This is a genomic window from Mesorhizobium sp. NPDC059054, from assembly GCF_042739215.1.
Classification (GTDB): domain Bacteria; phylum Pseudomonadota; class Alphaproteobacteria; order Rhizobiales; family Rhizobiaceae; genus Mesorhizobium.
Map to the genome: position 1 here is coordinate 842,634 of NZ_JBHYHV010000002.1, position 23,744 is coordinate 866,377.

Annotated in this window: 22 protein-coding genes; 14 read left to right on the forward strand and 8 right to left on the reverse strand. The window is 62.2% G+C overall.

All coding sequences use genetic code 11. The features are described from left to right. Positions 1–10: 10 nt before the first annotated feature. The 4 genes from ACFWXH_RS11770 to ACFWXH_RS11785 all read left to right on the forward strand — a co-directional run bounded on the left by ACFWXH_RS11770 (position 11) and on the right by ACFWXH_RS11785 (position 4,939). On the forward strand, positions 11–997 hold the full coding sequence (locus tag ACFWXH_RS11770) for an RluA family pseudouridine synthase (protein ID WP_054311145.1): 987 nt from the start codon (positions 11–13) through the stop codon (positions 995–997). Positions 998–1,111: 114 nt separating this feature from the next. Beyond that, on the forward strand, positions 1,112–2,029 hold the full coding sequence (locus ACFWXH_RS11775) for a DMT family transporter (protein WP_379120328.1): 918 nt from the start codon (positions 1,112–1,114) through the stop codon (positions 2,027–2,029). A 13-nt stretch (positions 2,030–2,042) separates the two neighbouring features. Continuing rightward, positions 2,043–2,840, forward strand: coding sequence for an ATP12 family chaperone protein (locus ACFWXH_RS11780; protein WP_379120330.1), 798 nt, complete (start codon positions 2,043–2,045; stop codon positions 2,838–2,840). Between the two features lie 212 nt (positions 2,841–3,052). Next, positions 3,053–4,939 carry an MFS transporter gene (locus ACFWXH_RS11785; protein WP_379120332.1) on the forward strand — a complete coding sequence of 629 codons (1,887 nt, stop codon included), beginning with the start codon at positions 3,053–3,055 and terminating at the stop codon, positions 4,937–4,939. 91 nt (positions 4,940–5,030) lie between these two features. Here ACFWXH_RS11785 and ACFWXH_RS11790 read toward each other — a convergent pair whose 3' ends face one another. Further along, a complete protein-coding gene (locus ACFWXH_RS11790) occupies positions 5,031–6,086 on the reverse strand; it encodes an LLM class flavin-dependent oxidoreductase (protein WP_379120334.1) in 1,056 nt (351 codons plus the stop codon). A gap of 130 nt (positions 6,087–6,216) precedes the next feature. Continuing rightward, positions 6,217–7,158 (reverse strand): LysR substrate-binding domain-containing protein, encoded by a 942-nt coding sequence (locus ACFWXH_RS11795; RefSeq protein WP_379120336.1) that lies wholly within the window; start codon positions 7,156–7,158, stop codon positions 6,217–6,219. Positions 7,159–7,267: 109 nt separating this feature from the next. Between ACFWXH_RS11795 and ACFWXH_RS11800 the strand changes: the two genes are divergently transcribed. Further along, entirely contained in the window at positions 7,268–7,396 is a 129-nt protein-coding gene (locus ACFWXH_RS11800; protein ID WP_379120338.1) for a hypothetical protein, read from the forward strand. A 33-nt stretch (positions 7,397–7,429) separates the two neighbouring features. Here ACFWXH_RS11800 and soxR read toward each other — a convergent pair whose 3' ends face one another. Continuing rightward, entirely contained in the window at positions 7,430–7,885 is a 456-nt protein-coding gene (gene soxR, locus ACFWXH_RS11805) for a redox-sensitive transcriptional activator SoxR (protein WP_054311138.1), read from the reverse strand. Between the two features lie 113 nt (positions 7,886–7,998). On the opposite strand from soxR, the gene ACFWXH_RS11810 reads away from it, so the two are divergent. The 6 genes from ACFWXH_RS11810 (at position 7,999) to ACFWXH_RS11835 (ending at position 13,943) form a co-directional block, all read left to right on the forward strand. Then, positions 7,999–8,403, forward strand: a complete 405-nt coding sequence (locus ACFWXH_RS11810; protein WP_379120340.1) for an AraC family ligand binding domain-containing protein — start codon at positions 7,999–8,001, stop codon at positions 8,401–8,403. 7 nt (positions 8,404–8,410) lie between these two features. Then, positions 8,411–8,788, forward strand: coding sequence for a hypothetical protein (locus ACFWXH_RS11815; protein WP_379120342.1), 378 nt, complete (start codon positions 8,411–8,413; stop codon positions 8,786–8,788). Between the two features lie 170 nt (positions 8,789–8,958). Then, positions 8,959–9,342 carry a membrane protein insertion efficiency factor YidD gene (yidD, locus tag ACFWXH_RS11820; RefSeq protein WP_379120344.1) on the forward strand — a complete coding sequence of 128 codons (384 nt, stop codon included), beginning with the start codon at positions 8,959–8,961 and terminating at the stop codon, positions 9,340–9,342. A gap of 232 nt (positions 9,343–9,574) precedes the next feature. Continuing rightward, positions 9,575–10,693 (forward strand): serine hydrolase, encoded by a 1,119-nt coding sequence (locus ACFWXH_RS11825; protein WP_379120930.1) that lies wholly within the window; start codon positions 9,575–9,577, stop codon positions 10,691–10,693. A gap of 234 nt (positions 10,694–10,927) precedes the next feature. Further along, positions 10,928–12,913, forward strand: coding sequence for a threonine--tRNA ligase (gene thrS / locus ACFWXH_RS11830; protein WP_379120346.1), 1,986 nt, complete (start codon positions 10,928–10,930; stop codon positions 12,911–12,913). Between the two features lie 94 nt (positions 12,914–13,007). Then, a complete protein-coding gene (locus ACFWXH_RS11835) occupies positions 13,008–13,943 on the forward strand; it encodes a lysophospholipid acyltransferase family protein (RefSeq protein ID WP_379120348.1) in 936 nt (311 codons plus the stop codon). A gap of 9 nt (positions 13,944–13,952) precedes the next feature. Here ACFWXH_RS11835 and ACFWXH_RS11840 read toward each other — a convergent pair whose 3' ends face one another. Continuing rightward, positions 13,953–14,861, reverse strand: a complete 909-nt coding sequence (locus ACFWXH_RS11840; protein WP_379120350.1) for a hypothetical protein — start codon at positions 14,859–14,861, stop codon at positions 13,953–13,955. A gap of 208 nt (positions 14,862–15,069) precedes the next feature. On the opposite strand from ACFWXH_RS11840, the gene ACFWXH_RS11845 reads away from it, so the two are divergent. Then, entirely contained in the window at positions 15,070–15,657 is a 588-nt protein-coding gene (locus ACFWXH_RS11845; RefSeq protein ID WP_054311131.1) for a nitroreductase, read from the forward strand. A 7-nt stretch (positions 15,658–15,664) separates the two neighbouring features. Here the strand turns inward: ACFWXH_RS11845 and ACFWXH_RS11850 are convergent, their stop codons facing one another. Both ACFWXH_RS11850 and ACFWXH_RS11855 read right to left on the reverse strand, forming a co-directional pair. Further along, positions 15,665–16,546, reverse strand: a complete 882-nt coding sequence (locus ACFWXH_RS11850; protein ID WP_379120353.1) for an HpcH/HpaI aldolase/citrate lyase family protein — start codon at positions 16,544–16,546, stop codon at positions 15,665–15,667. Beyond that, the gene (locus ACFWXH_RS11855) at positions 16,546–16,998 is read right to left on the reverse strand and encodes a MaoC family dehydratase (protein WP_379120355.1); all 453 of its coding nucleotides are present in this window, start codon (positions 16,996–16,998) and stop codon (positions 16,546–16,548) included. Before ACFWXH_RS11855 ends, ACFWXH_RS11850 begins: the two co-directional genes overlap by 1 nt. A gap of 359 nt (positions 16,999–17,357) precedes the next feature. Here ACFWXH_RS11855 and ACFWXH_RS11860 point away from each other — a divergent pair, with 359 nt between their 5' ends. Both ACFWXH_RS11860 and ACFWXH_RS11865 read left to right on the forward strand, forming a co-directional pair. Then, positions 17,358–18,479, forward strand: coding sequence for a DUF2336 domain-containing protein (locus ACFWXH_RS11860; protein ID WP_379120357.1), 1,122 nt, complete (start codon positions 17,358–17,360; stop codon positions 18,477–18,479). 39 nt (positions 18,480–18,518) lie between these two features. After that, positions 18,519–19,352, forward strand: a complete 834-nt coding sequence (locus ACFWXH_RS11865) for an endo alpha-1,4 polygalactosaminidase (RefSeq protein ID WP_379120360.1) — start codon at positions 18,519–18,521, stop codon at positions 19,350–19,352. Between the two features lie 145 nt (positions 19,353–19,497). Here ACFWXH_RS11865 and ACFWXH_RS11870 read toward each other — a convergent pair whose 3' ends face one another. Together ACFWXH_RS11870 and parE are read right to left on the reverse strand one after the other, a co-directional pair. Further along, a complete protein-coding gene (locus ACFWXH_RS11870) occupies positions 19,498–21,555 on the reverse strand; it encodes an FUSC family protein (RefSeq protein ID WP_379120363.1) in 2,058 nt (685 codons plus the stop codon). Between the two features lie 68 nt (positions 21,556–21,623). Next, positions 21,624–23,687 (reverse strand): DNA topoisomerase IV subunit B, encoded by a 2,064-nt coding sequence (gene parE / locus ACFWXH_RS11875; RefSeq protein WP_054311126.1) that lies wholly within the window; start codon positions 23,685–23,687, stop codon positions 21,624–21,626. Positions 23,688–23,744 lie beyond the last annotated feature (57 nt).

A 23,744-nucleotide genomic window follows, 5' to 3' on the forward strand; every position in this document is an offset into this window, starting at 1 on the left:
GCTGAGGCAGATGGCAGGCGTCGAACAGATCACGGTGGAAGCCGGCGAAACGGGCATGCGGCTCGATCGCTGGTTCAAGAGCCACTATCCCGGATTGAGCTTCGTGCAGTTGCAGAAGCTGCTGCGTTCCGGTCAGGTGCGCGTCAACGGCGGGCGCGCCAAGACCGATACCCGTGTTGAACCGGGGCAGGTGATCCGCATCCCGCCGCTCGATGTCGACAAGAAGGGCGGGGCCGACCAACTCACCGGCCATTCGATCCGCAACCAGGGCGACGCCGACGTGCTCGCCAAGATGCTGCTGCATGAGGATGACAAGGTCTTCGTCTTCAACAAGCCGGCAGGCCTTGCCGTGCAGGGCGGCTCGGGCGTGACACGCAATGTCGACGACATGCTGGAGGCATGGCGTAACAAGAAGGGCGAGAAGCCACGCCTGGTGCACCGGCTGGACCGCGATACGTCGGGTGTGCTGGTCATCGCGCGCACGCGGCTGGCCGCCATGAAACTGTCCGAAGCCTTCCGCGCCCGCGAAACGAAGAAGACATACTGGGCGCTGGTCAAAGGTGTGCCCCCGAAGCGCGAGGACAAGATCTCGACCTGGCTGATCAAGGAACCGACCCCGGATGGCGACCGGGTGCGGGTAGCCAAGCATGGCGAAAAGGGCGCCGACCACTCGGTTTCCTACTACCGCATCGTCGAGCAGGCGGCGCAGTCGCTGTCGTGGCTGGAGATGGAGCCCTATACAGGCCGCACGCATCAGTTGCGCGTGCATGCTGCCCATATCGGCTGCCCGATCATCGGCGATCCGAAATATTTCGAAGCCGACACCAACTGGGATTTTCCGGGTGGCATGCAGAACCGGCTGCATCTGCACGCCCGCCGCATCATCATCCCACATCCTGACAGGGGCGTGATCGATGTCACCGCACCGATGCCGCCGCATATGCGCCAGAGCTGGAATCTGCTCGGCTTCGACGAGGCGAGCGCCGAGGACGATTGATGTGCCAACTGGCGGCTGTGGTGAACCACCGCTCGGTGCCGCTTGGACCATGCCGTGACTGCTGCCGTCTTGTAGGGCTGTAGCGACGCGGCTGAGCCCGCGCGGGGGGAGCTCATGAGCACAGCAAGTCACAGCTTTGACCGGCGCGATGCCGTCGACGCCGCGGCGGTCGCCTTCATGCTGGTGCTGACATTTTCGTGGGGACTGAATGGTGTTGCGGCAAAGCTCACCAATGTTGGCTACAACCCGATCTTCCTGAACGTCGCACGTTCGGCGATCGCATGCGTGCTTGTATTCCTGTGGTGCCAGTTCCGCGGGATTCGCCTGTTCGAACGTGACGGCACACTTTTCGGCGGCATCCTTGCCGGCCTGCTGTTCGGAACCGAATTCTCCCTGGTGTTCGTGGCGCTCGAGTACACGACCGTGGCGCGCAACTCGCTGCTGGTCAACACGATGCCGTTCTGGGTGCTCGTCGGCGCGCATTTCTGGCTTGGCGAACGCATGACAATGCAGAAGCTGGTCGGGCTGGTGCTCGCCTTCTGCGGGGTGATCGTGATCTTTTCCGATCGACTGGGCGGCAGCGGCCAGCCGACATTGTTCGGGGATCTGCTCAGCCTCGCCGCCGGCTTGTTCTGGGCGCTGACGACGCTGACGATCAAACGTTCCAAACTGCAGACCGCGAGTGCGGAAAAGGTGCTGCTCTATCAGCTCGTCGTTTCGGCAATCATGGCAATCCCGCTGGTTCCCCTGGCGGGGCCGGCGCTCCGCGACGTGACGCCGCTGGCCACCGGAGCGCTGCTGTTTCAGGCTGTTTATATCGTCACGATCACCTATATCGTCTGGTTCTGGCTGATGCGCCGCTATCCGGCGGCAGGGTTGTCGAGCTTCGCCTTCCTGTCGCCTGCATTCAGCGTGATATGCGGCTGGCTGATCCTGGGAGAGCCGTTGACCTGGACGATCTTCCTGGCGTTGGGGCTGATTGCGGTAGGCTTGAGCATCGTCAATCGTCCGAGGCGGCCGAAAACGGCATAGGGGTGTACTGGCAATGCGCGATATTCTGAGCGATCTCGAGGCGGGCAAGCAGCTTTCCGATCCGGACCCGACGCGACGCGCCCAGATCCAGATGCGCACGCCGCTGCCGAAGCGCTTTTACAAGGCCGCTTCCATCGCGCCTTCGGACACTGGTTTTGCCGTGCATCTTGACGGCAAGCCGGTTCGCACCCCCGGCAAGGCGCTGCTTGCATTGCCGACCGAAAAGGCCGCTGCGCTGGTGGCGGCCGAATTCGAAGCACAGGAGGACGTGATCGATCCGGTGACGATGCCGGTATTGCGTCTCGTCAATACCGCCATCGACGGTGTCTCGACCGACACGCAGGCGGTGCTTGAGGACATCCTGCGCTTTGCTTCATCCGATCTGCTTTGCTACCGCGCCGATGGTCCGCAGGGACTGGTCGATCGTCAGAACACGCATTGGGACCCGGTCATCGACTGGGCGCTGACTTCGCTCGGCGCGCGCTTCGAACTTGCTGAAGGTGTGATCCACGTCGAACAGCCGCGCGAGAGCATCGCGGTGCTCGGTGCGCATCTGGCCCGCCGCAACGACCCGTTCCGGCTGGCCGCCATCCATGTCATGACGTCGATCACCGGATCTGCGTTGCTGGCACTGGCGGTGGAGCAGGGCGGGCTTGCCGCCGAGGCGGCATGGACGGCCGCCCATGTCGACGAGGACTGGCAGATCGAACATTGGGGCCAGGATTCGGAAGCGGTGGCGCGGCGCGCCTTCCGTAAGCGCGACATGATGGCAGCAGTGGCGCTGCTCGAGGCGCTGGGCGATCGCATCTAGCGGCTCGTGACGTCAGAAGAGTCCTGGGCATCGTGTTTTCCGAGAATCGAAACTCATTTTCGGACCGATGCATTAGACCAAAGTCATAATCCCAATTGCTCGGTCCCCACGAGAAGGGCTTTCTGCCAGATTCCTCGGTGATGGCTGGGCCTGAGTCTGCATCCGGAGGAGGACGCAGACGGCCGGCATCGAGGGCATTTGGGAGGAAGCTCATGGCAATGGCACAGACCGCCGGCAGAACTGGCCGCGGCATGACGCGAGAGGAGAAGAAGGTTATCTTCGCCTCTTCGCTCGGTACCGTGTTCGAATGGTACGATTTCTATCTCTACGGTTCGCTGGCCGCCTTCATCGGCGCGACCTTTTTCACGCAATATCCGGAAGCGACGCGCAACATCTTCGCGCTGCTGGCTTTCGCCGCCGGCTTCCTGGTGCGCCCGTTCGGCGCGCTGGTGTTTGGCCGCATCGGCGACCTTGTCGGCCGCAAATACACATTCCTCGTCACCATCCTGATCATGGGCCTGTCGACCTTTCTGGTCGGTGTCTTGCCCGGAGCGGCGACCTGGGGCATCGCGGCGCCGATCATCCTGATCGCGCTGCGCATGTTGCAGGGACTGGCGCTTGGCGGTGAATATGGTGGTGCGGCGACCTATGTCGCCGAACATGCGCCGGACGATCGCCGCGGCTACTACACCTCGTGGATCCAGACCACGGCGACACTCGGCCTGTTCCTGTCGCTGATCGTCATTCTGGTCGTGCAGAGCTGGCTCGGCAAGGATGCCTTCGCGGCCTGGGGCTGGCGCGTCCCGTTCATCCTGTCCTTCGTCCTGCTCGGTATTTCGGTGTGGATCCGGCTTTCGCTGTCGGAATCACCGACTTTCCAGCGCATGAAGGAAGAGGGCAAGGGTTCCAAGGCGCCGCTTTCGGAAGCCTTCGGCCAATGGAAAAACGCCAAGATCGCCATTCTGGCATTGCTCGGCCTCACGGCTGGTCAGGCTGTTGTCTGGTATTCCGGCCAGTTCTATGCGCTGTTCTTCCTGCAGAACGTGCTGAAGGTCGACGCCTACTCGGTCAACGTCATGATCGCGATCGCGCTGGCACTCGGCTCGATCTTCTTCGTCGTGTTCGGCTGGCTGTCCGACAAGATCGGCCGCAAGCCGATCATCATGGCTGGCCTGGCGCTGGCCATCGTTACTTACTTCCCGTTGTTCAAGGCGCTGACCTGGGCCGCCAACCCGGCACTGGCCACCGCGCAGCAGAACACCCGGGCGACCGTGACCGCCGCCCCGGGCGACTGCAAATTCCAGTTCAACCCGGTCGGTACCGCCAAGTTCACGACATCCTGCGATATCGCCACCGACTTCCTGACCAAGAACTCGGTGCCGTATGACGTCGTCACCACGGCGGCACCCGGTACCGCAGCCTCAGTCAAGATCGGCAATGAAACCGTCGAATCCTACGACGCTGTTGCCGCCGGGGCCGACGCTGCAGCGAAGAATGCCGCACTCACGAAGGCACTCTTCAATTCGTTGCAGGATGCCGGTTATCCGCTAAAGCGAGATCCTGCAAAGGTTGTTGACCAGAAGCTCGACGCGCTGGTTGCCTCTAATCCGAAGCTGGCTTTGGATGCCGCGGCTATCCGCGGCGGCGACAAAGCGACATTGCCGGTCGCGCAGGCAATCAAGGACAAGCTGATCACCGCCGAGGAAGCGGCCGGTGCCACCGAATTCACCGTCTACACCGTTCCTGGTGCAGGCGCATTCAAAATGGTGGCCGATCCGGCGCAGGTGAACTGGCCGATGGTCATCGGTATCCTGTTCATCCTCGTCCTCTATGTGACGATGGTGTACGGCCCGATCGCGGCGATCCTGGTCGAGATGTTCCCGACCCGCATCCGCTATACCGGCATGTCGCTGCCCTATCATATCGGCAACGGCTGGTTCGGCGGCCTGCTGCCGGCGACCGTATTCGCGATGAGTGCAGCAAAGGGCGACATCTACTACGGCCTCTGGTACCCGATCGTGATCGCAGCGATGTCGCTTGTCATTGGCATGCTCTTCGTCAAGGACACGCTGGGTACAGACCTGAACGCCAAGGATTGAGCGACCGGTCAAACCGGCAGCACTAAACAAAAAGGCCCGGCGTGGTTTCCCACGCCGGGCCTTTCACTTGCATCGTTTGCCGGCACCCTGTTCAGGCCTCCGTCAGCTCCGGCTTTTCCGCCAGGAGGTCGCGCACCATCGGGATCACCTTGGTGCCGTAGAGCTCGATCGAGCGCATCATTTTTTCATGCGGCAGCGGACCGGACGAATATTTCATCTGGAAACGCCGGGCGCTCAGCGCCTTCACCGTCGCCGCGATCTTGCGCGCGACCGTCTCCGGCGCGCCGACATAGAGCGATCCACGTTCAACTTCCGAGGTGAAGTCGGCGCGGGTGGCTGGCGGCCAGCCACGCTCGCCACCGATACGGTCGCGCATCACCTTGTAATGCGGCCAGAGTTCTTCAGCCGCCCGCTCGTCGGTGTCGGCAACATAGCCCGGCGAATGCACGCCGACCGGCAACGTCCCTCCACCAAGCTGGTCGAGCGCTTGATGGTAGAGGTCCACATAGGGGCGGAAGCGCTTCGGATCGCCGCCGATGATGGCCAGCATCAAAGGCAGATTGTAGCGTGCGGCGCGCACGACCGATTCCGGGCTTCCGCCGACGCCGATCCAGGTCTTCAAGTTGCCATTCTCGATCGGCGGATAGACCGATTGATCCTTGAGCGGCGGCCGGATGGAACCCTGCCAGGTGACTGGTTCGCCCTTGCAGACAGCTGCGAACAGATCGAGCTTTTCGGTGAACAGGGTCTCGTAGTCGTTGAGCCGGAAACCGAACAGCGGGAAGGATTCCGTGAAGGAACCGCGACCAAGGATCACTTCCGCGCGCCCATTCGACAACGCGTCGACGGTGGAAAAGCGCTGGAAGACGCGGATCGGCTCGTCCGAGCTCAGCACGGTGACGGCCGAGCCCAGCTTGATGCGATTGGTGCGCGTGGCAATGCCCGCCAGTACCGTCTCAGGCGCGGAGACGGCGAAGTCGTCGCGGTGATGCTCACCAACGCCGATGAAGTCGATGCCGACCTGATCGGCGAGAACGGCTTCCTCGACGAGATTGCGGATCACCTTGGCCTGCGGCAACAACTTGCCGTCGGCGCCAAGCGTGACGTCGCCAAACGTGTCCAGTCCGAATTCGATTTGGTCGGTCATGTCATCCCCATGTTGGGCCACCGGCGCGATCCGAGAGAGCGGGCTCCGGGCCTCGTCTGGCCACCGGTCTGTTGGTGGCGGATTGTCCAATTCGGTGAGTGAGATAGGCGAGGCGGGCGAGGTTGCCCATTCATTCGGGGAGTACGCACCGTTCACTTTCGGTTGACGATAGCGCGGCAACGCTCGCGGCAAATTCGGCGCGAACCCATTCAGCGAAGATACGGGCAGGTTCGCTGAGCCTCGAAAGGCTGCGCGCGACGAGGAAATAACCACCGGAATTGAGCTCCGCCGTAAAAGGCCTGACCAGCGTGCCGGCGGCGAGTTCATCTTGCATGTAGAGGAGATCAACCAGGGCCACGCCGTGGCCAAGCAAGGCAGCTTGCTTGGCCAGCGCCATATCGGCATACATCGGCCCCGGCGCCAGCACCTCGGCCTCCTCTTCGCCAGCGAGCCGAAACCAGTTCTTCCAGTGTTCGCGGCTTTCTTCGTGCAGCAAGGTGAAGCGGCGCAGATCGCCAGGCTTTGCGATTGCAGGGCCGCCAGCGAGCAGGGACGGCGCAAGCACAGGCGTCTCGAGCGCATGGGCAAGGCGTTCAGCTTCCGTGTTCGGCCAGCTTGTGTTGCGGAAGGAAAAGCGCAAGGCGAGCTCGGCCTGGTCGGCGCGGAACTCGATCAGTCGCGGATCGACATCGAGCACGACATCGATATCGGGGTTCATACGCCGGAAGCGGTCCAGGCGCGGGATCAGCCAGCAGGCGGCAATGGATGCATCGGAACTCACCCGTGCCGTCCGGGTCTGGCCGCGGCCGGCGATCTCGGTGAGCATTCTTTCGATGCCGTCGAAACTGGCACTCAGCTGGGTGAGCAATGCCTTGCCGACCTCTGTCAGCACGACCTTGCGATGCAGGCGCTCGAACAGTGGGGTGCGGAGTGTGGTCTCAAGCTCACGGATCTGGCGACTGATGGCTGCCTGCGAGACATGCAATTCCTCGGCAGCCCGGCTGAAACTCGCATTCCTGCCTGCTGCCTCAAAAGAGCGCAGGGCTGTGAGCGGTAAACGACTGCGTTTCATTCGCATAACCTCAGGTTATCCGAATGCGAAAATATACTCGTTTGAAGGCAGGCGCCAGAAGGCGTTGAATCCGGTCATGAAACAGATACGCGAAACCGGAGTGAATGTGATGTCCGAGGTCATCCAAGCGCTTCTCGATGCGCTGAAAGTTGCCACTTTCCAGACGTTGAACAGACCACCCCAGCGCCAGGATACTTACCTGCGCACGCGGCCTGAGCGGCGCGGCAAGCCACAGTGACGACATGCGGCGCCGTGATGATGAGCCGGAACGTCAATCGTCGGTCGAAGACTGATCGCCCAGCCAGTAATGCGGGCCGGGACCAAGGGCTCCGGCCTTGTCGTGTGGATTGACCAGCCGGCAATATTCCAGTGACAGGCAGCCGCAGCTGATGCATTGCGCAAGGCCAGTCTTCAGCCGTTCGAGCTCGGCGATGCGCTCGTCGATGCGGGCCGACCAAGGACCAGAAAGCAGTGACCAATCGGCGCCCTTCGGCACGTGGTCGGTCGGCAGCTTCTCAAGCTCCGAGCGGATTTCGGCGAGCGACATGCCGAGGCGCTGGGCAAAGACGATGAAGGCAAGCCGCCGCAAGGTGGCGCGGGTGAAGCGGCGGTGGCCTGAGCCTCTGCGCTCGGACTGGATCAAGCCGCGTTCCTCGTAATAGCGCAGCGCCGAGGCCGCCACGCCGCTGCGGCGTGAAAGCTGATTGATGGTAAGCGTCGTTTCCATTTCGATCTTTTTGCATGCTTTGCTCTTGACTTCAAGTTTACTTGAACTTGTAGGACGCCATTCACGCCAGTGGACAGCTGGCTCGGATAGCGCCGCCAAGAGGAAAAAGAGCGATGAACACGCAGATTTTGAACACGCCGGACATCCGCAAATTCACGGCTGCCTCAGCGCAGGACTGGATGGAGTGGTCCGGCGCTAGGCTGGTCGATGTGCTCAACGAAGACGAGGTGCCGACGGCCAAGCTCGGGGCGGTTGGCTTCCTGAGAGCGCCGCGCGGCGCGACGAGCGATTTCATTTTTGCCTATGACGAGGTGCTGGTCGTCACCAAGGGCCGTTGCACGATTGCGAGCCGAGACGCGTGGCAGACGGCGGGGCCGGGCGACGTGTTCTATCTCCCGGCCGGTACGCCAGGATCGTTCAACGCCATCGAGGATGTGGAACTGGTCTATGTTGCATCCTCCCCGTATGGCGCTGTCAACCGTGTCATCAGAGCAGTACTGCTCGATGCGGCCGAGTGAGCCGGCCATGTCGGAACGCATCGTGCAGTTGGCCAGCTTCGACATTCGCCCAGGCAAGCTCGAAGTGTTCAAGCAGGCTATCCGCAAGGCCGTTGCCTTCGCCGAGAGCCAGGGGCCTCAACTGGCCGTTGAAACCTATATCGACGAGGATTCCATGCGGGCAAGCAGCCTCCAGATCATGCCGAGTTCGAAAGCCGTGCTCGCGCATTGGAAGATGGCGGATCCCTATATTCGCGATGTGATGGAAAACTGCATCATGCGACGGCTCGACGTGTACGGCGAGCCGAACGAGGAAGTGATGCTCGGGCTGCTCTCCCTCATCGAACAGGGCATACCCGTCACCGTCACGCCGGCTTTCGTCGGCTTCCGGAGAGGACACCACTAGAGCGTTTCCGTTTTTCACGGAAACGCGGAAACGCTCTAACTCTTTGTTTTTTAGCAATTCCGGACGGAAAACCGTTGCGCACTTTTCCTGGAATTGCTCTAGCTACTTGTTGCGAAACCGACCGGAGCGCGCCATCTAGAGCGGATGAATTCGCGAGCGCGACACCCGCAATGACAGGCGAAGCAGACGGCCACGGCTGCGGTCACCGGCATGCAGTCACCCGCGGCCGCAACTGGCCAGGCCCCTGGCGCAAGACCCCGGGCAGGCTGGCCGGGACGGCTTTTGTTCGGACCTACCAGCTCACGCTTTCCGGTTTTGTCGGCAACACCTGCCGCCATCTGCCGACCTGCTCGGAATATGCCTATGAGGCCATCGCCAGGCACGGCCTGTGGGCTGGTGGCTGGATGGGGCTGTTTCGCGTCATGCGCTGTGGCCCAGGCGGCACGCACGGCATCGACAATGTGCCAACGACACTCGATGCCCGCTACACCTGGTATACGCCGTGGCGCTACTGGTCGATTGGCCGCAAGGCTGGCGAGCAGTCAAATCGTTAAAAAACCACCCACTTTTCGTTAATGAATCCTATTCAATAGTGGCAACGGATTTCATGCGGCGGGCCTGTTCCGGCGGGTGGGGCCGCCGTCGTTTTTCAATCACATATGCTCCCTCGGGGACGTCTCTACATTTCACGGAGCGATCATGCCGGTCATCGATAAATGGCTCGGGCGCAAGGTCTTTGCGGCCTCGCTGACCTTCAGCGCGGTTTTCCTGAGCGCAGCAAGCGCGATGGCCGATGTGTCCTGGGCGGTACTCGACACACGAACCGGCAATATCCTCGGCCATCAAAACGCCGGCAAGCGGCACGCGCCGGCTTCGCTTGCCAAGTTGATGACACTCTATCTGACCTTCGAGGCAATCCAGAAGGGAAAGCTCGGGTGGGACGACCAGATCGTCTTTTCAAAAAACGCGTCGGCAAAAATTCCGATGAAGCTCTGGGTCAAGCCCGGCCGGAGCATCAGCGTCCGCGATGCCGTCAACGGGATGATCGTGATTTCGGCCAATGACGCGGCGACCGCCGTCGGCGAACATCTGGCTGGATCGGAAGCTGCCTTCGCACGACTGATGACCAAACGCGGTCGACAGCTGGGACTTCGAAACACGGTCTTCGCCAACCCGTCCGGATTGACCGATCGGACCAGCCAGTTGACGACCGCCCGCGACATGGCAGTGCTCGGCATGGCGTTGGAGCGGGATTTCCCGAAACTGTTCGGCCTGTTCTCGCAGCCTTCTTTCGTTTTTCACGGCAAGCGCCTGAAAGGTCACAACAATCTGATGTATCGCTATGCCGGCGTCGACGGCTTGAAGACCGGATATACGGCCGTTTCGGGCTACAATCTGGTGTCGTCGCTTGGGCAAGGCAAAGGGCATTTGATCGGCGTCGTGTTGGGCGGCAAGACGGCCCGGAGCCGCGATGCCAAGATGGAAGCGTTGCTGAAGCGCTTCAGCACGAAGGGGGCCGTTACCGCGCCGCCGCTGGTAGCCTCGAATGCGCCAGTGCCGACACGCAGGCCGAAACGACCAGTCGCGCCGTCGGAGACGATGGACGAGGTGGCGATCGAGCAGGGCGACGGCGACACCGAAGTCGCGCTCATCCCGTCAGCCTGGCAGATTCAGATCGGCGCGCTACCCAGCCAGACAACCGCCGAGGCGTTGCTGGGCAAGGCGCAGAAATTCGTTCGTTCGATCCATGGGGAAGCAGCTGGCCAGATCATGCAGGCCGAAGCGCACGGTACCACATTCTATCGTGTTCGTTTCGACGGCTTCGAGGATGCGAAAACGGCGGGTAAAACCTGTGCGGCGCTCAAACGGCAGAAGTTCGACTGCATAACGGTCAAAGCCAACTGAGCGCTGGATCGCGTGGTGAGAGCTTCTTTCCTCAAAGAGCTGACTGGGCCGGTCAAATTCAAATAAGGCTGTCAGGCGATCCCCGATTTGATCCAGCGTGCGGCGTTGCTTTGTCAAAGCGGCTCCGTTTCGCTTTACGTCGGCTGCAACTGCCCCTAAAAGACCGCTCGCCGCCGGGCGTCATCCGGCACAACACCACCCGCGTTCGTATGCGGGACTGGATAGGAGAAGACCATGGCAAACGTTTCCCTCACATTCCCTGATGGTTCCGTGCGCGATTACGACGCCGCGACGACCGGCGCCGAGCTCGCCGAATCCATCTCCAAGTCGCTCGCCAAGAAGGCAGTGGCCTATGCCGTCGACGGCACCTTGCGCGACCTGTCAGACCCGCTGAAGGCTTCCGGTAAGATCGAGATCGTCACCCGCGACGACCCGCGCGCGCTGGAGCTGATCCGTCACGATACCGCCCACGTGTTGGCCGAGGCGGTGCAGGAATTGTGGCCGGGAACGCAGGTCACCATCGGTCCGGTGATCGAGAACGGCTTCTATTACGACTTTGCACGCAACGAGCCGTTCACGCCGGAGGATTTCCCCGTCATCGAAAAGAAGATGCGGGAGATCATCCAGCGCAACAAGCCCTTCACCAAGGAGGTGTGGGACCGCGATCGCGCAAAAAAAGTGTTCCGCGACAAGGGCGAAGGCTACAAGGTCGAACTGATCGATGCCATTCCTGAAGATCAGGACCTGAAGATCTATTTCCAGGGCGACTGGTTCGACCTTTGCCGTGGTCCGCATATGGCTGCCACCGGCCAGATCGGTACGGCCTTCAAATTGATGAAGGTCGCCGGCGCCTATTGGCGCGGCGACGCCAACAACCCGATGCTAACGCGCATCTATGGCACCGCCTGGGCCGACCAGGCGCAGCTCGACCAGTATCTGCACATGCTGGAAGAGGCCGAGAAGCGTGACCATCGCCGCCTCGGCCGCGAAATGGACCTGTTCCATTTCCAGGAGGAAGGGCCGGGCGTCGTGTTCTGGCACGCCAAGGGCTGGAAGATGTTCCAGAATCTGATCGCCTACATGCGTCGCCGGCTTGGCGACGACTATCAGGAGGTCAATGCCCCTCAGATCCTCGACAAGTCGCTGTGGGAGACTTCGGGTCACTGGGGTTGGTACCAGGAGAACATGTTCGCGGTGAAGTCCGCGCATGCCTTCACCCATCCCGATGATCCCGACGCCGACCAGCGCGTCTTCGCGCTCAAGCCGATGAACTGCCCGGGGCATGTTCAAATCTTCAAGCATGGCCTGAAGTCCTACCGCGATCTGCCGATCCGTCTTGCGGAATTCGGCAGCGTGCACCGCTATGAGGCTTCCGGCGCCCTGCATGGATTGATGCGCGTGCGTGGCTTCACGCAGGACGACGCGCATGTCTTCTGCACGGAGGAGCAGCTGGAAACCGAGATCCTGAAGATCAACGACCTGATGATGTCGGTCTACAAGGATTTCGGCTTCGACGAGGTGGTGGTGAAACTCGCCACGCGGCCTGAAAAGCGCGTCGGCACCGACGCCATGTGGGATCACGCCGAAGAAATCCTGAAGAACTCGCTCGCCCGGATGGCGCGGGAAGACAACCGGATCAAGACCGGCATCAACGAGGGTGAGGGCACGTTCTACGGCCCCAAGTTCGAATATACGCTGAAGGACGCCATCGGCCGCGAATGGCAGTGCGGTACCACGCAGGTGGACTTCAACCTGCCCGAGCGGTTCGGTGCCTTCTACATCGGACCGGATTCGGAGAAGAAGCAGCCGGTGATGGTGCACCGCGCCATCGTCGGCTCGCTGGAACGCTTCCTCGGCATCCTCATCGAAAGCCACGCCGGCCACTTCCCGCTGTGGTTCGCGCCGCTGCAGGTGGTGGTGGCGACGATCACCTCGGAAGCCGACGACTATGCCCGCAGCGTCGTCGACAGACTGAAGGCCGCCGGACTGTCCGTGCAGGCGGACCTGCGCAACGAGAAGATCAACTACAAGGTCCGCGAGCATTCGCTGACCAAGGTTCCGGTCATTCTCGTCTGCGGCAAGCGCGAGGCGGAAGAGCAGACGGTCAATGTCCGCCGGCTTGGCTCCCGTGACCAGGAATCGCTGTCGCTCGACGAGGCGATCGCCCGTCTGGTCGACGAGGCGACACCGCCGGACCTCAAGCGCGCGAAAACGGCCTGATCCGGGATTTTCCGGAAAGCGGCGGTGGCTCGATCCACCGCCGTTTTTCCATCGACGTCATGTTGGCGTCATCCAACACGCTTAACGACAGAACATGCTGAGATCGCGCGAAAGACCGTTTCCGGAACTTTCCTACGCCAATGCCGGCCAGCCGGCGTTTACGCGCTGGTTCATTCGCTCGGTCGAGGGGCTTTCGGGACGTGACCGCTTTGCCGCCCTTTATGATCTCTGGCGCCGCAACATCGTGCCGACGGGCGACCGTGTCTTCGGTCGGATGCTCGACCTGATCGATGTCCGCGTACGCGGTGACGACCAGTGGCCGCCCGCCAATCTGCCGGATACACCGCTGGTGATCGTCGCCAACCACCCCTTCGGCATCGGCGACGGCATCGCCGTGCTGTCGCTGGCCGAAAAACTCGGCCGGCCATTCAAGGTGATGATCCACAAGGATCTGTTGCGCATCCGCGAGATGGAGCCTTATTCGCTGCCCGTGGACTTTTCCGAGACCAAGGAAGCGGTGAAGGCCAATATGGCGATCCGCCACGAGGCGATGCGCCTGTTGAAGGAAGGCGTGACGATCGTCGTCTTCCCGGCGGGCGGCGTTGCCACCGCGCCGAAAGGTTTTGGCCGCGCCCAGGACCTGCCGTGGAAGATGTTTCCGGCTCGGCTGGTGCAGGAGGCCAGAGCATCGGTCATCCCCATGCATTTTTCCGGGCAGAATGGCCGGCTGTTCCATTTGGTCAGTGGCCCGATGAACCTGGCTGAGCGGGAAGGGCGCCTGGCACGCTTCGTCGGCAAGGCCTCGCTGACGCTTAGAATTTCGCTGCTGATCCGGGAATTCGCCAGGTTGGCTGGCCGCTCTATCGATGTGAAGATCGGCAAGGTGCTGACACCGGAAGAGTTCGATCCTTTGCGCGATCGCAAGGTTCTGCTGGCAAGGCTCCATCGCGCCGTCTTCGACCTGGCGCCGGTCGAACCTGCTAACCGCGTGAAATTCCTGCGGCGGCGGTTTCGCCGTGCAGCCGCCTGATCAGGGAGATCAGTCGGCGCCCTCGGCCGGGTCGATCGCCGTCGCTTCGGAGGCGACAACCTCGATCTCGCCGTTCTTGCCGGCTTCGACCGTCAGGTCCTTCTGGTAGATGCGGTCACGATTCTTGGCGATGACCGTATAGTTGCCTTCCGCCAGTACCATCGGCGCGAAGGCGCCGACGGCTTCCTTGAGCGAATCGCCGGATTCGTTGAGCACCGACCACGACGTATCGGCCAGCGCTTCGCCGCCGGCCTCGCGCACCAGCTTCAAGGTGATTTCAGCCGCCCGATGTTCGACCGTCGCCTCGGTCAGCTTGCCGGCCTCCACGCGGATGTCGGAGCGGATGACGGCATTGACCGAGCCATAGGTCGAGACGACGTTGTAGACGCCGGCATTCAACCGCACGACGGAGTTCGGCTGCACGTTGGGGATGATGAGTGCCTTTTCGTCGTCCTTGCCGGAGCGCGACTCATAAATGGAAAACCGCAGCTTCTCGCGTGGAATGCGGATACCACCGGCCAGCGTGGCATCGAGCTTCAGCCCGCCGGCATCGAGAACCATGCTCTCGCGCTTGGCGTCGCGCCCGACGGTGATGCGTTTGGTGGCACCGGCGCGGCCGTAGGAAGCATGCACCAGGTAGCTGCCAGGCTGCAGCTGGAAGGCCGCCGTGCCGCCTTGCGCGGAGGCGACCAACGGCAATTTGCCGTCGGCGCCCGGTTCGGGGAGGAAGACGCGCCAGACCAGGCCGCGTGTGATTTCCCCGCCCTTGTCGGTGAGTTGCGCACTGAGTGTGATTTCGCCGTCGCCACGGGCAAGCTGCGTGCCCGCATGCGGGGGCGCATAGGTCGAAATGCCGGGCAGTTTGAGATTGTCGAGCGAGTCGGGATCCTTGGCGCCGGCAGCCGACGACAGAGCCATGCCGAGCGCGGCTCCGAAAACAGTCAGCGAAAGTCGGCGAAGCCCGGCGAACATACCTTGCGTTGAAGCCCAAGCCGGTGGCAATTTCAAGGCTGAAGAGTCTGGCGGGGATGCCTCAAGGCTCTTTTCCGGTGCAGTTTGCGCCGTTGCCAGAGCAGCCGATGCCCATCGCGCGCTTCAGCCAATCGAATTTCAGGAGAACCGCGCCATGACGCAACCGATCCTCGACTACCTGCTGACCCGGAATTCCGCGCCCATTCCGGAGCTGAAGGCACCTGCGCCCTCGGATGCCGAAATCGCCACCATCATTGCGGCGGCTTCGCGTGTGCCGGACCACGGCAAGCTGGAGCCGTGGCGTTTCATCCTCTACCGCGGCGAAGCGCGGGTGGATGTCGGCAAAAAACTCGCCGCGCTGGCGGAAAGTCGCGAGGGGCCGCTCAACGACGTTCGTCGCGATCAGGAACTCGCCCGCTTCTCGCGTGCGCCGTTGGTGATCGGTGTGGTGTCCGTGCCGAAAGCGCATCCGAAGATCCCGGAATGGGAGAAATTCCTCTCCGGCGGCATGGCGGCGATGAACCTGATGATCGCCGCCAATGCGCTGGGTTATGGCACCAACATGATCAGCAACTGGTATTCCGATGTGCCGGAAGGCCGCGCGATCCTGGGGTTAGCGCCTGAAGAGCGCGTCATCGGCTTCGTTCACATCGGCACGTTTTCCGGCACGGCGCAGGAACGGCCGAGACCGGACGTTTCGACGCTTTACGCCGACTATGCCGGACCGTGGAACGCCGGCTAGCGGCAAGCTAGGCGCTGACGCCAGCCGCCTTGGCCCGAGCCAGCAAGCGTTCGGCCAGCCGCAGATGCGGTCGGTCGTACATCTTGCCTTCTATGCCGACGACGCCGGGATTGCCGGCAGCGGCGAAGGCCGCGACGATGGCGGCCGAGCGTTCGACAGCCTCCCTGGATGGCGTGAACGCCGCATTGATCACGGGCACCTGGGCTGGATGGATGGCCATCTTGGCGGTGAAGCCGTCGCGCTCGGCCTCGAGGCATTCGGCCTCGAATGCAGCCATGTCGCTGAAGTTTGGAAACACGGTATCGACCGCAGCGACTTCGGCGGCGGAAGCAGCGAGCAGGGTCATCGTGCGGGCAAGGCGAAAGACATCGGTGTAGCGGCCATCGTCGTCGCGCGCCGTGCGGGCGCCGATCGCCGCCGACAGGTCTTCCGCGCCCCAGGTGAGGCCCGACAGGCGGCTGCTCGCGCCGGCATAACTGGCGGCAGCCAGCACGCCCGCCGCCGTTTCGGTGATGATCGGCAGGATGCGGATCGCGCCGTCTGCCAGGCCCGCACGCGCTTCCTGGACACGCAGCTTGGCAGACAATTGCTGGATATCCTGCCCGCTGTTGGATTTCGGCAACATGATGCCGTCTGGCTTCGAGCGGACAACCGCCGCGAGATCCTCGTCGGTCAGTCCAGTGGTCAGATCGTTGACGCGAACGTAGATGATCGCCTTCGTATCGGCGCGGTGCTGGGCGATGTACCCGGCCGCGACCTCGCGCGCGGCCGCCTTGTTCTGCGCCGCGACAGAGTCTTCCAGGTCGACGATGACGACGTCGGCCTGTGAGGAGAAGCCCTTTTCCAGCTTGCGTTCGGAATCGCCGGGAACAAACAGCAGGGAACGCATCAGGCAGGCCTCTTCAGCATCATCGCCTGCCGGATGCATTTGGCGACCAGTACATTGTCCTGGTTAAAAGCACGATGCTCGAGTTCGACGATGCCGCGATCGGGCTTCGATTTCGATTCACGCACCGAGACCACGGTCGTCTCCACGCGGATCGTATCGCCATGGAACACCGGGTGCGGGAAGGTCGTCTCCTTCATGCCGAGATTGGCGACTGTGGTGCCGACGGTGAGGTCGTTGACCGCGATGCCGATCATCAGGCCGAGCGTGAACAGGGAATTCACCAGCGGCTTGCCCCATTCTGTCTTGGAAGCGAAATCAAAATCGATATGCAGCGGCTGCGGATTGAGCGTCATGACCGAAAACAGCATGTTGTCGCTCTCGGTCACTGTTTTGCGCAGCGTGTGCTGGAAGTTCCGACCGACGGTGAATTCTTCCAGATAGAGACCAGGCATGACGATCCTCCGTTTCCTGCTTGATAGGCCTAGCGCATCGGCCCGAAAATCGGAATCGATTTTCGGAAAGCACGATGCGCAGATTCAAAAGTGTTAGAGCGTCCTTTGCGCGTCCGAAGAGACGCGCGGCGCTCTAATGCATCGGCCCGAAAATCGGAATCGATTTTCGGAAAGCACGATGCGCAGATTCAAAAGTGTTAGAGCGTCCTTTGCGCGTTCGAAAGGACGCGCGGCGCTCTCACGCGCCGGGGGCCGCAAGCTGGTTAAGATTTATGGTGAACGCTTCGTAAACCATTTCTGCCTAACGTCTTTTTCGGGTTTGCCGGGTTGGGTTCCGGCTGGGGTATGAAGCGGTGGGCATGATTGTTCCTCATTTCCTGAAATGGGTCGGCACGGCGAGGGTTTCCGAGCGTGCGGCCGCCGCGAGCGCGCTCGCCAGAGCCTATGTCAATCGCGACCTTCCCTTCGAGGATCGGTGTGCTGCCGAGGCTGCTTTAACCCTTCTGCTCGACGATGCCTCATCCAAGGTGCGGGCCGCCATGGCCGAGGCGCTTTCGATGAGCCACCACGCCCCCATCCAGATCATAGCTGCGCTGGCTTCGGACCAGCCGGAAGTCGCCAGCCTTGTCCTTGCGCGCTCGCCATTGTTGACCGACGCCGACCTGATCGACCGCGTCGCCTGCGGCCAGAAAGCGACGCAGGAGCTGATCGCGGATCGGCCGGCCGTTTCCATGACGGTTGCGGCGGCGATCGCTGAAATCGGCGAGGTCGCAGCCTGCGTGACGCTGCTTTCAAATCCAGGCGCTGCGGTCGCGTCCATGAGCTACCGCCGCATTGCCGAGCGGCATGGTCACGTGCCGGCAGTGCGCGAGGCGCTGATCGCGCACGACACACTGCCAGCGGATTGCCGCCACATGCTGCTGGTGAAGCTTGGCGATGCGTTGAAGGGCTCGCCGCTGGTCCTGGCGCTGATGGGCTCGGCGCGCGCCGAGCGCGTGTTGCGCGATGCCTGCGTGAAGGCGTCGGTCACCCTGATCGAGAGCACGCAAGCAGCCGAACATCCGGCCCTTGTCGAACATCTGCGCCTGCGCGGCGATCTTACGGCATCCTTCATCATCCGCACCGTGGCGCATGGGAAGGTCGATTTCTTCGGCGCGGTTCTGGTGGCGCTTACCGCCCAGTCGGAGCAGCGGGTGAGGGCATTGCTTGCCGGTGGCAACGATGTCGCGCTGCAGGCGCTGCTCACATCCGCTGGACTGTCATTTGCCATGCACAGCGTCATCCTCACGGCGCTGAAAGTCTGGCGCGAGGTCGCCAATGGCAAGCGCGTCGCCGGCGTGCAGGAGGTGAGCTGGCTGATGCTCAAGGAACTGGGCGGACAAAAGGCTGAAGGCGATCTGGCTATACTCGTGAAGTCCATCCACCTCGATGCGCTGCGTCAGAACGCGCGCGGTCATGCATTGGCCATAGCCGCCGCCTAGAGCCTGGCTGGTGGGCATCGGCCATGGATGACGCTGGATATGCAATCGACCCGGACTTTGGTCGCGGCGACCCTCATCCTATGCGCGGGAACGGCGACCGCTGTGGAACAAGAGCCTGGAGCGGCTCGAGGCTTCGAGACACTTCCTTCCGATGCCATTGCGGACTATCAGCTCGGTGGAGCCTACAATCCTCAGGCCAGGACAAATGTCGTGGTGCGCGACAGCACCGCTGCGCCGATCCGAGGTCTATACAATATATGCTACGTCAACGGTTTCCAGACACAGCCAGGTATAGCGTGGCCGCCCGAACTGCTGGTCAAGAACAGCAAAGGTAAGCCGCTGGTCGACCCCGACTGGCCGGACGAGCATCTCCTCGACATCTCCTCGGAAAAGCTTCGGGCCGCTGTCCTTAAGCGCCTTGCCCCGGCCATTTCCGGGTGCGCTCGATCGGGCTTCAACGCCGTCGAGTTCGACAATCTGGATTCCTTCACGAGGTCAAAGGGGGCGCTCAGGCACGAAGATGCCGTCGCCTTCGCAACTTCGCTGGTGCGTGCCGCGCACAACGCGGGTCTGGCGGCGGGGCAAAAGAACACGCCGCAGCTTTCCGACCTGGAACGAAGGCGGATCGGGTTCGATTTCGCGGTATCCGAGGAATGCCACCGCTACCACGAATGCTCCGAATACACGCGGTTCTACGGCGACCGGGTCATCAATATCGAATATGTCGATGATCTTCGCGGGCGTTTTGCCGACATTTGCGCTGATGCCGCCACGCCACGCGATACCGTTCTTCGTGACCGGGAGCTCAAACCTGCGCAGCACGGGGGCTACCACTATGATCACTGTGTGGAGCACCGGAGCGTCCGGCGATAGGATGCGGGAGGCCGTATTCGCCAGAACTGGATCGGTCCTGACCCTAGAGCGTTTCCGTCTTTCACGGAAACGCGGAAACGCTCTAACTCTTTGTTTTTACGCAATCCCAGACGGAAAACCGTTACACACTTTTCCGGGAATTGCTTTAGTCCTTGCGGAAGAAATCCGGATAATCTTCCGCCGCCGCGGCTACGACACGCAGTGATGCCGCGACGCGTAGCGCATCCGGCGTTCCGGCGGCGGCAATCGCGGTCGCGTCCGCACGCATGGCGGCAATGCTGGCAGTCCAGGATTCGTTCGGCACATGCACGAGCAGATTGCGCGCCAGTTGCCGCAGAAAATCACTGACGTTTTGCGTGATGGCCGACGGCAGACCGCCGGCCTTCTGGTCGATACGCAGGCGAAGCAGTTCCAACCCCACCATCACCGAGGCGACGCTGCCGTCGAACAGGCCTTCGCTCCTGCGGCCGGCCTGCTGCACGAGCGGCATCATCTGGTTGACGCGGTCGTAAGCGAGGCTTTCGAAGGCTGAACGGCGCGGGATGCGCTCATGCAGGCATAACCGTACCAGGTCCTCGCGCATGGCGCCGGCGATGCGGCTGGCAGTGGCGATCGGATCGACCGGCAACACCACCATGAACACGCCGATGGCGATCAGGATGCCGACCAGAACAGAAATCGAACCGGCGAAGAAAGCGACAGGATCGTAACTCATGCCCTGGTGGGGATTGAGGAAGGCAAGGAAGTTGATGGCGAAGGCGGTGGCGACGCCGACGAGACGCGGATTGGCCATGGCGAGAGCCGCGGGCACCAGGATCGGCACGACAAACAGCACGAACCAGGCGAAGCCGGGCAGGGCCGGCAAAGCAAGCTGGCCGATCACAAAAGCAACGGGCAGTGCGAGCAATGTGCCCTTGAAGAATCCCCAGGCGACCTGAGCGGGATCCGGCCTGGACGCAAACAGGCTGGAGACGACGGCAACAAGGATCAGCGTGCCGGCGGCCTCCGACCAGCGGGTGGCAAGCCAGAAACTGGCGACAAGCATGGTGGCAACCGTGGCGCGGATGGCGTTGCGCCAGGCCGCATGATGATCGCGATGCACGATCAGGGCAGGCTGCCGGCGCTGTCGCATGGCCTTTTCGCTCGTCGGCCGCCGTAGCGCATCGAGGCCGCGCAGCACCTCGCGCAGCGACTGAGCGAATTCGCCGGCGACGGTGAGGCGGGTTATGGTTCCAACCGGGTCCTCGCCTTCACTCGTAACATCAGGAGCATGAAGCGCCTCATTGGCAATTGCGGTGAGCCTGGCCTCCCAAGGCTTTGTGTCTTCAAGCGAATTCGGCGCGTCAACGAGTTCGGCGACAAGCGCCTTCAACTGGCCTCGCACCGGCAGAAGAGCGGCATTCTGGGGGGCGGCGTGGGCATGCAGCATGCGTGCCGCCGAGAGGGCGGAAAGCAGATGGCCGATGGTGCGCCGCACCGGGTGCGCGCGCGTCGCCACGCTTGGCGCCTCGAGCCGCGCATAGGCACGCATTTCGCCCAGCGTCTGCGTGTCGGCGACCAGTTTACGGTAGAGAGCATCGAGTTTGGCCGGTTCCGCGCCCGCGAAGGCGCCGCGTGTATAGGCGGCAAGGTCGAGGATGCAACGTTCCAGCCGCGCCTTGATCGCAGACCCCGCCAGCCGTGGCAGGATCAACCGGCTGGTGACCGCCGCGCAGACGATGCCGAGGATGATTTCGAGGCACCGGGCGACGGCAAGATCCGTGATCAAATGCGGCTGGCCGAAGGCCGGCAGGCCAACGATCATCGCGGTGTAGCCGGCAAGTGCGGCGCCATAGGCTTCCGGGTTGCGCAGCAGCGAGGAGACGAGCGTGCACAGTCCGATCCACAGCGACAGAACCGTGACGAAGAGCCAGGGGTTGCCGCCGAAGGCGAAAGTAAAACCGATCGCGGCTGTCGCGCCTACAACCGTGCCGATCAGTCGATAGAAGCCTTTGGCCAATACCATGCCGGCGACCGGCTGGGCGACGATGAAGACGGTCATCATCGCCCATTGCGGGTGTTCGAGCTTGAGAGCGTAGGCCACCAGAAGCGCGATCAGCCCAGCCGAGGTGGTGCGCAGCGCGAAGATCCAGTCGGAGCGGGTTGGCTGAAGCGAGCCGGCGAATGTCGTGCCGACCCATTCCTTCAGCTTCACCCAACTCACCACGTCATCTCCGAAGCGAAATCAAAAGCCGTTTTCAAATCGGCTCGATCGTTTTCGAAACTGTCTTCTCAGATATCCAGGACGTCGGTAGCCGCGAACTCGGCGCGCTCCTGGATGAATCGGAAGCGAGCCTCGGGTTTGGTGCCCATCAGCGCGTCGACGGCATCTTTGGTCGCGGTTTCTTCGTCCAGTACATCGACCCGAAGCAAGGTACGCTTCCTCGGGTCCATGGTGGTTTCCTTGAGCTGGTTTGCCATCATCTCACCAAGGCCTTTGAAGCGTCCGATTTCGACCTTGCCGCGGCCGGTGAATTCGGTACGCAGCAATTCGTCCTTGTGCGCGTCGTCACGAGCATAGGCGATCTTGCCACCCTGGCGCAGCGAATAGAGCGGCGGCACCGCCATGAAGAGGTGGCCGCCGCGGATCAGATTCGGCATTTCCTGATAGAAGAAGGTGATCAGCAGCGAGGCGATGTGGGCGCCGTCGACATCGGCGTCGGTCATGATGATGACGCGGTCGTAGCGCAGATCCTCATCGCGATATTTCGAACGCGTACCGCAGCCCAGTGCCTGGATGAGGTCCGAAATCTGCTGGTTGGCGGCGAGCTTGTCGTTGCCGGCGCTGGCGACGTTCAGGATCTTGCCGCGCAGCGGCAGGATGGCCTGCATGGCGCGATCGCGCGCCTGCTTGGCCGAGCCACCGGCCGAATCGCCTTCGACGATGAACAGTTCCGCCCCTGCTGCCGCGTTCTGCGTGCAGTCGGCAAGCTTGCCAGGCAGGCGCAGCTTGCGCACGGCGCTCTTGCGCGACACTTCCTTTTCCTGACGCCGGCGCACGCGCTCGTCGGCCCGGGCGATCACCCAATCGAGCAGTTTCGAGGCTTCCTGCGGATTGTCCGCCAGCCAATGGTCGAACGGGTCCCGCAGAGCGGTTTCGACGATGCGAATGGCTTCGACCGTGGCCAGCTTGTCCTTGGTCTGGCCGACGAATTCGGGCTCGCGGATGAAGACCGAGAGCATGCCGGCGGCCGAAATCATCACGTCTTCGGAGGTGACGATGGAAGCACGCTTGTTGCCGATCAGGTCGGCATAAGCGCGCAGGCCGCGGGTCAGAACGTTGCGGAAGCCCATCTCATGGGTGCCGCCTTCGCCGGTCGGGATGGTGTTGCAGTAGGAATTGAGGAAGCCGTCACCGCCATACCAGGTAACGGCCCATTCCAACGAACCGTGGCCGCCCTGCTTCTCGCTCTTGCCGGAGAAGATCTCGCGCGTAACCTGCATCTCGTCGCCGAGCGAGGCTTTGAGATAGTCGCCGAGGCCACCGGGAAAGTGGAACTCTGCCTTGGCTGGCGTCGGGTCCTTGTCCTTGATCAGAGACGGGTCGCACAACCAGCGGATGTTGACGCCGCCGAACAGGTAGGCCTTCGAACGCGCCATGCGGTAGATGCGGGCCGGTTCGAAATGCGCGCCCTTGCCGAAAATATCGGGATCGGGATGAAAGCGGGTCCGCGTGCCGCGCCGGTTCTGCACGTCGCCGAGGAATTCGAGCCCGCCCTGCGGGATGCCGCGTGAAAAGCGCTGGCGATAGAGTTTGCGTCCGCGCGCGACCTCCACTTCAAGGTCATCGGAGAGCGCATTGACCACCGAGACGCCGACGCCATGCAGGCCGCCGGAGGTTTCGTAGACCTTGGAATCGAACTTGCCGCCGGCATGCAGCGTCGTCATGATCACTTCGAGTGCCGACTTGTCCTTGAACTTGGGATGCGGATCGACCGGAATGCCGCGGCCGTTGTCGGTGACTGTGAGGTAGCCGTCAGCGCCCAACTCAACCTCGATGAAGGTGGCATGGCCGGCAACCGCTTCGTCCATCGAGTTGTCGATGACTTCGGCGAAGAGGTGGTGCAGCGCCTTTTCATCGGTGCCGCCGATATACATGCCTGGCCTGCGCCGGACCGGTTCCAGTCCCTCCAGGACCTCGATGTCGGCCGCGCTATAGCCTTCGCTGCCATCCTTGGCCGCGCTCTGAGTGCGCTTGGCCGCCTGCACGAGCGGGTCGGCAGGACGTGAGCTGGTGCGCGGCGGTTGCTGTGGCTGTTTGTCCGGGTTGCCGAAAAGGTCGTCCATTTCGTCCATGAGCTTTGAAAACGAATCAGGGAGTGATACTGCCATGTTTTGAGGGCCGGATCACAG

Coding starts and splice junctions, on each gene's coding strand:
- ACFWXH_RS11865 (WP_379120360.1), top strand. CDS start 18,519: ATGCAATCGACCCGGACTTTGGTCGCGGCGACCCTCATCCTATGCGCG.
- ACFWXH_RS11825 (WP_379120930.1), top strand. CDS start 9,575: ATGGCCGATGTGTCCTGGGCGGTACTCGACACACGAACCGGCAATATC.
- ACFWXH_RS11790 (WP_379120334.1), bottom strand. CDS start 6,086: ATGACCGACCAAATCGAATTCGGACTGGACACGTTTGGCGACGTCACG.
- ACFWXH_RS11835 (WP_379120348.1), top strand. CDS start 13,008: ATGCTGAGATCGCGCGAAAGACCGTTTCCGGAACTTTCCTACGCCAAT.
- ACFWXH_RS11770 (WP_054311145.1), top strand. CDS start 11: ATGGCAGGCGTCGAACAGATCACGGTGGAAGCCGGCGAAACGGGCATG.
- ACFWXH_RS11775 (WP_379120328.1), top strand. CDS start 1,112: ATGAGCACAGCAAGTCACAGCTTTGACCGGCGCGATGCCGTCGACGCC.
- parE (WP_054311126.1), bottom strand. CDS start 23,687: ATGGACGAAATGGACGACCTTTTCGGCAACCCGGACAAACAGCCACAG.
- ACFWXH_RS11855 (WP_379120355.1), bottom strand. CDS start 16,998: ATGCCTGGTCTCTATCTGGAAGAATTCACCGTCGGTCGGAACTTCCAG.
- ACFWXH_RS11850 (WP_379120353.1), bottom strand. CDS start 16,546: ATGCGTTCCCTGCTGTTTGTTCCCGGCGATTCCGAACGCAAGCTGGAA.
- ACFWXH_RS11840 (WP_379120350.1), bottom strand. CDS start 14,861: ATGGCTCTGTCGTCGGCTGCCGGCGCCAAGGATCCCGACTCGCTCGAC.
- thrS (WP_379120346.1), top strand. CDS start 10,928: ATGGCAAACGTTTCCCTCACATTCCCTGATGGTTCCGTGCGCGATTAC.
- ACFWXH_RS11785 (WP_379120332.1), top strand. CDS start 3,053: ATGGCAATGGCACAGACCGCCGGCAGAACTGGCCGCGGCATGACGCGA.
- soxR (WP_054311138.1), bottom strand. CDS start 7,885: ATGGAAACGACGCTTACCATCAATCAGCTTTCACGCCGCAGCGGCGTG.
- ACFWXH_RS11810 (WP_379120340.1), top strand. CDS start 7,999: ATGAACACGCAGATTTTGAACACGCCGGACATCCGCAAATTCACGGCT.
- ACFWXH_RS11780 (WP_379120330.1), top strand. CDS start 2,043: ATGCGCGATATTCTGAGCGATCTCGAGGCGGGCAAGCAGCTTTCCGAT.
- yidD (WP_379120344.1), top strand. CDS start 8,959: ATGACAGGCGAAGCAGACGGCCACGGCTGCGGTCACCGGCATGCAGTC.
- ACFWXH_RS11845 (WP_054311131.1), top strand. CDS start 15,070: ATGACGCAACCGATCCTCGACTACCTGCTGACCCGGAATTCCGCGCCC.
- ACFWXH_RS11800 (WP_379120338.1), top strand. CDS start 7,268: ATGTCCGAGGTCATCCAAGCGCTTCTCGATGCGCTGAAAGTTGCCACT.
- ACFWXH_RS11860 (WP_379120357.1), top strand. CDS start 17,358: ATGATTGTTCCTCATTTCCTGAAATGGGTCGGCACGGCGAGGGTTTCC.
- ACFWXH_RS11795 (WP_379120336.1), bottom strand. CDS start 7,158: ATGAAACGCAGTCGTTTACCGCTCACAGCCCTGCGCTCTTTTGAGGCA.
- ACFWXH_RS11815 (WP_379120342.1), top strand. CDS start 8,411: ATGTCGGAACGCATCGTGCAGTTGGCCAGCTTCGACATTCGCCCAGGC.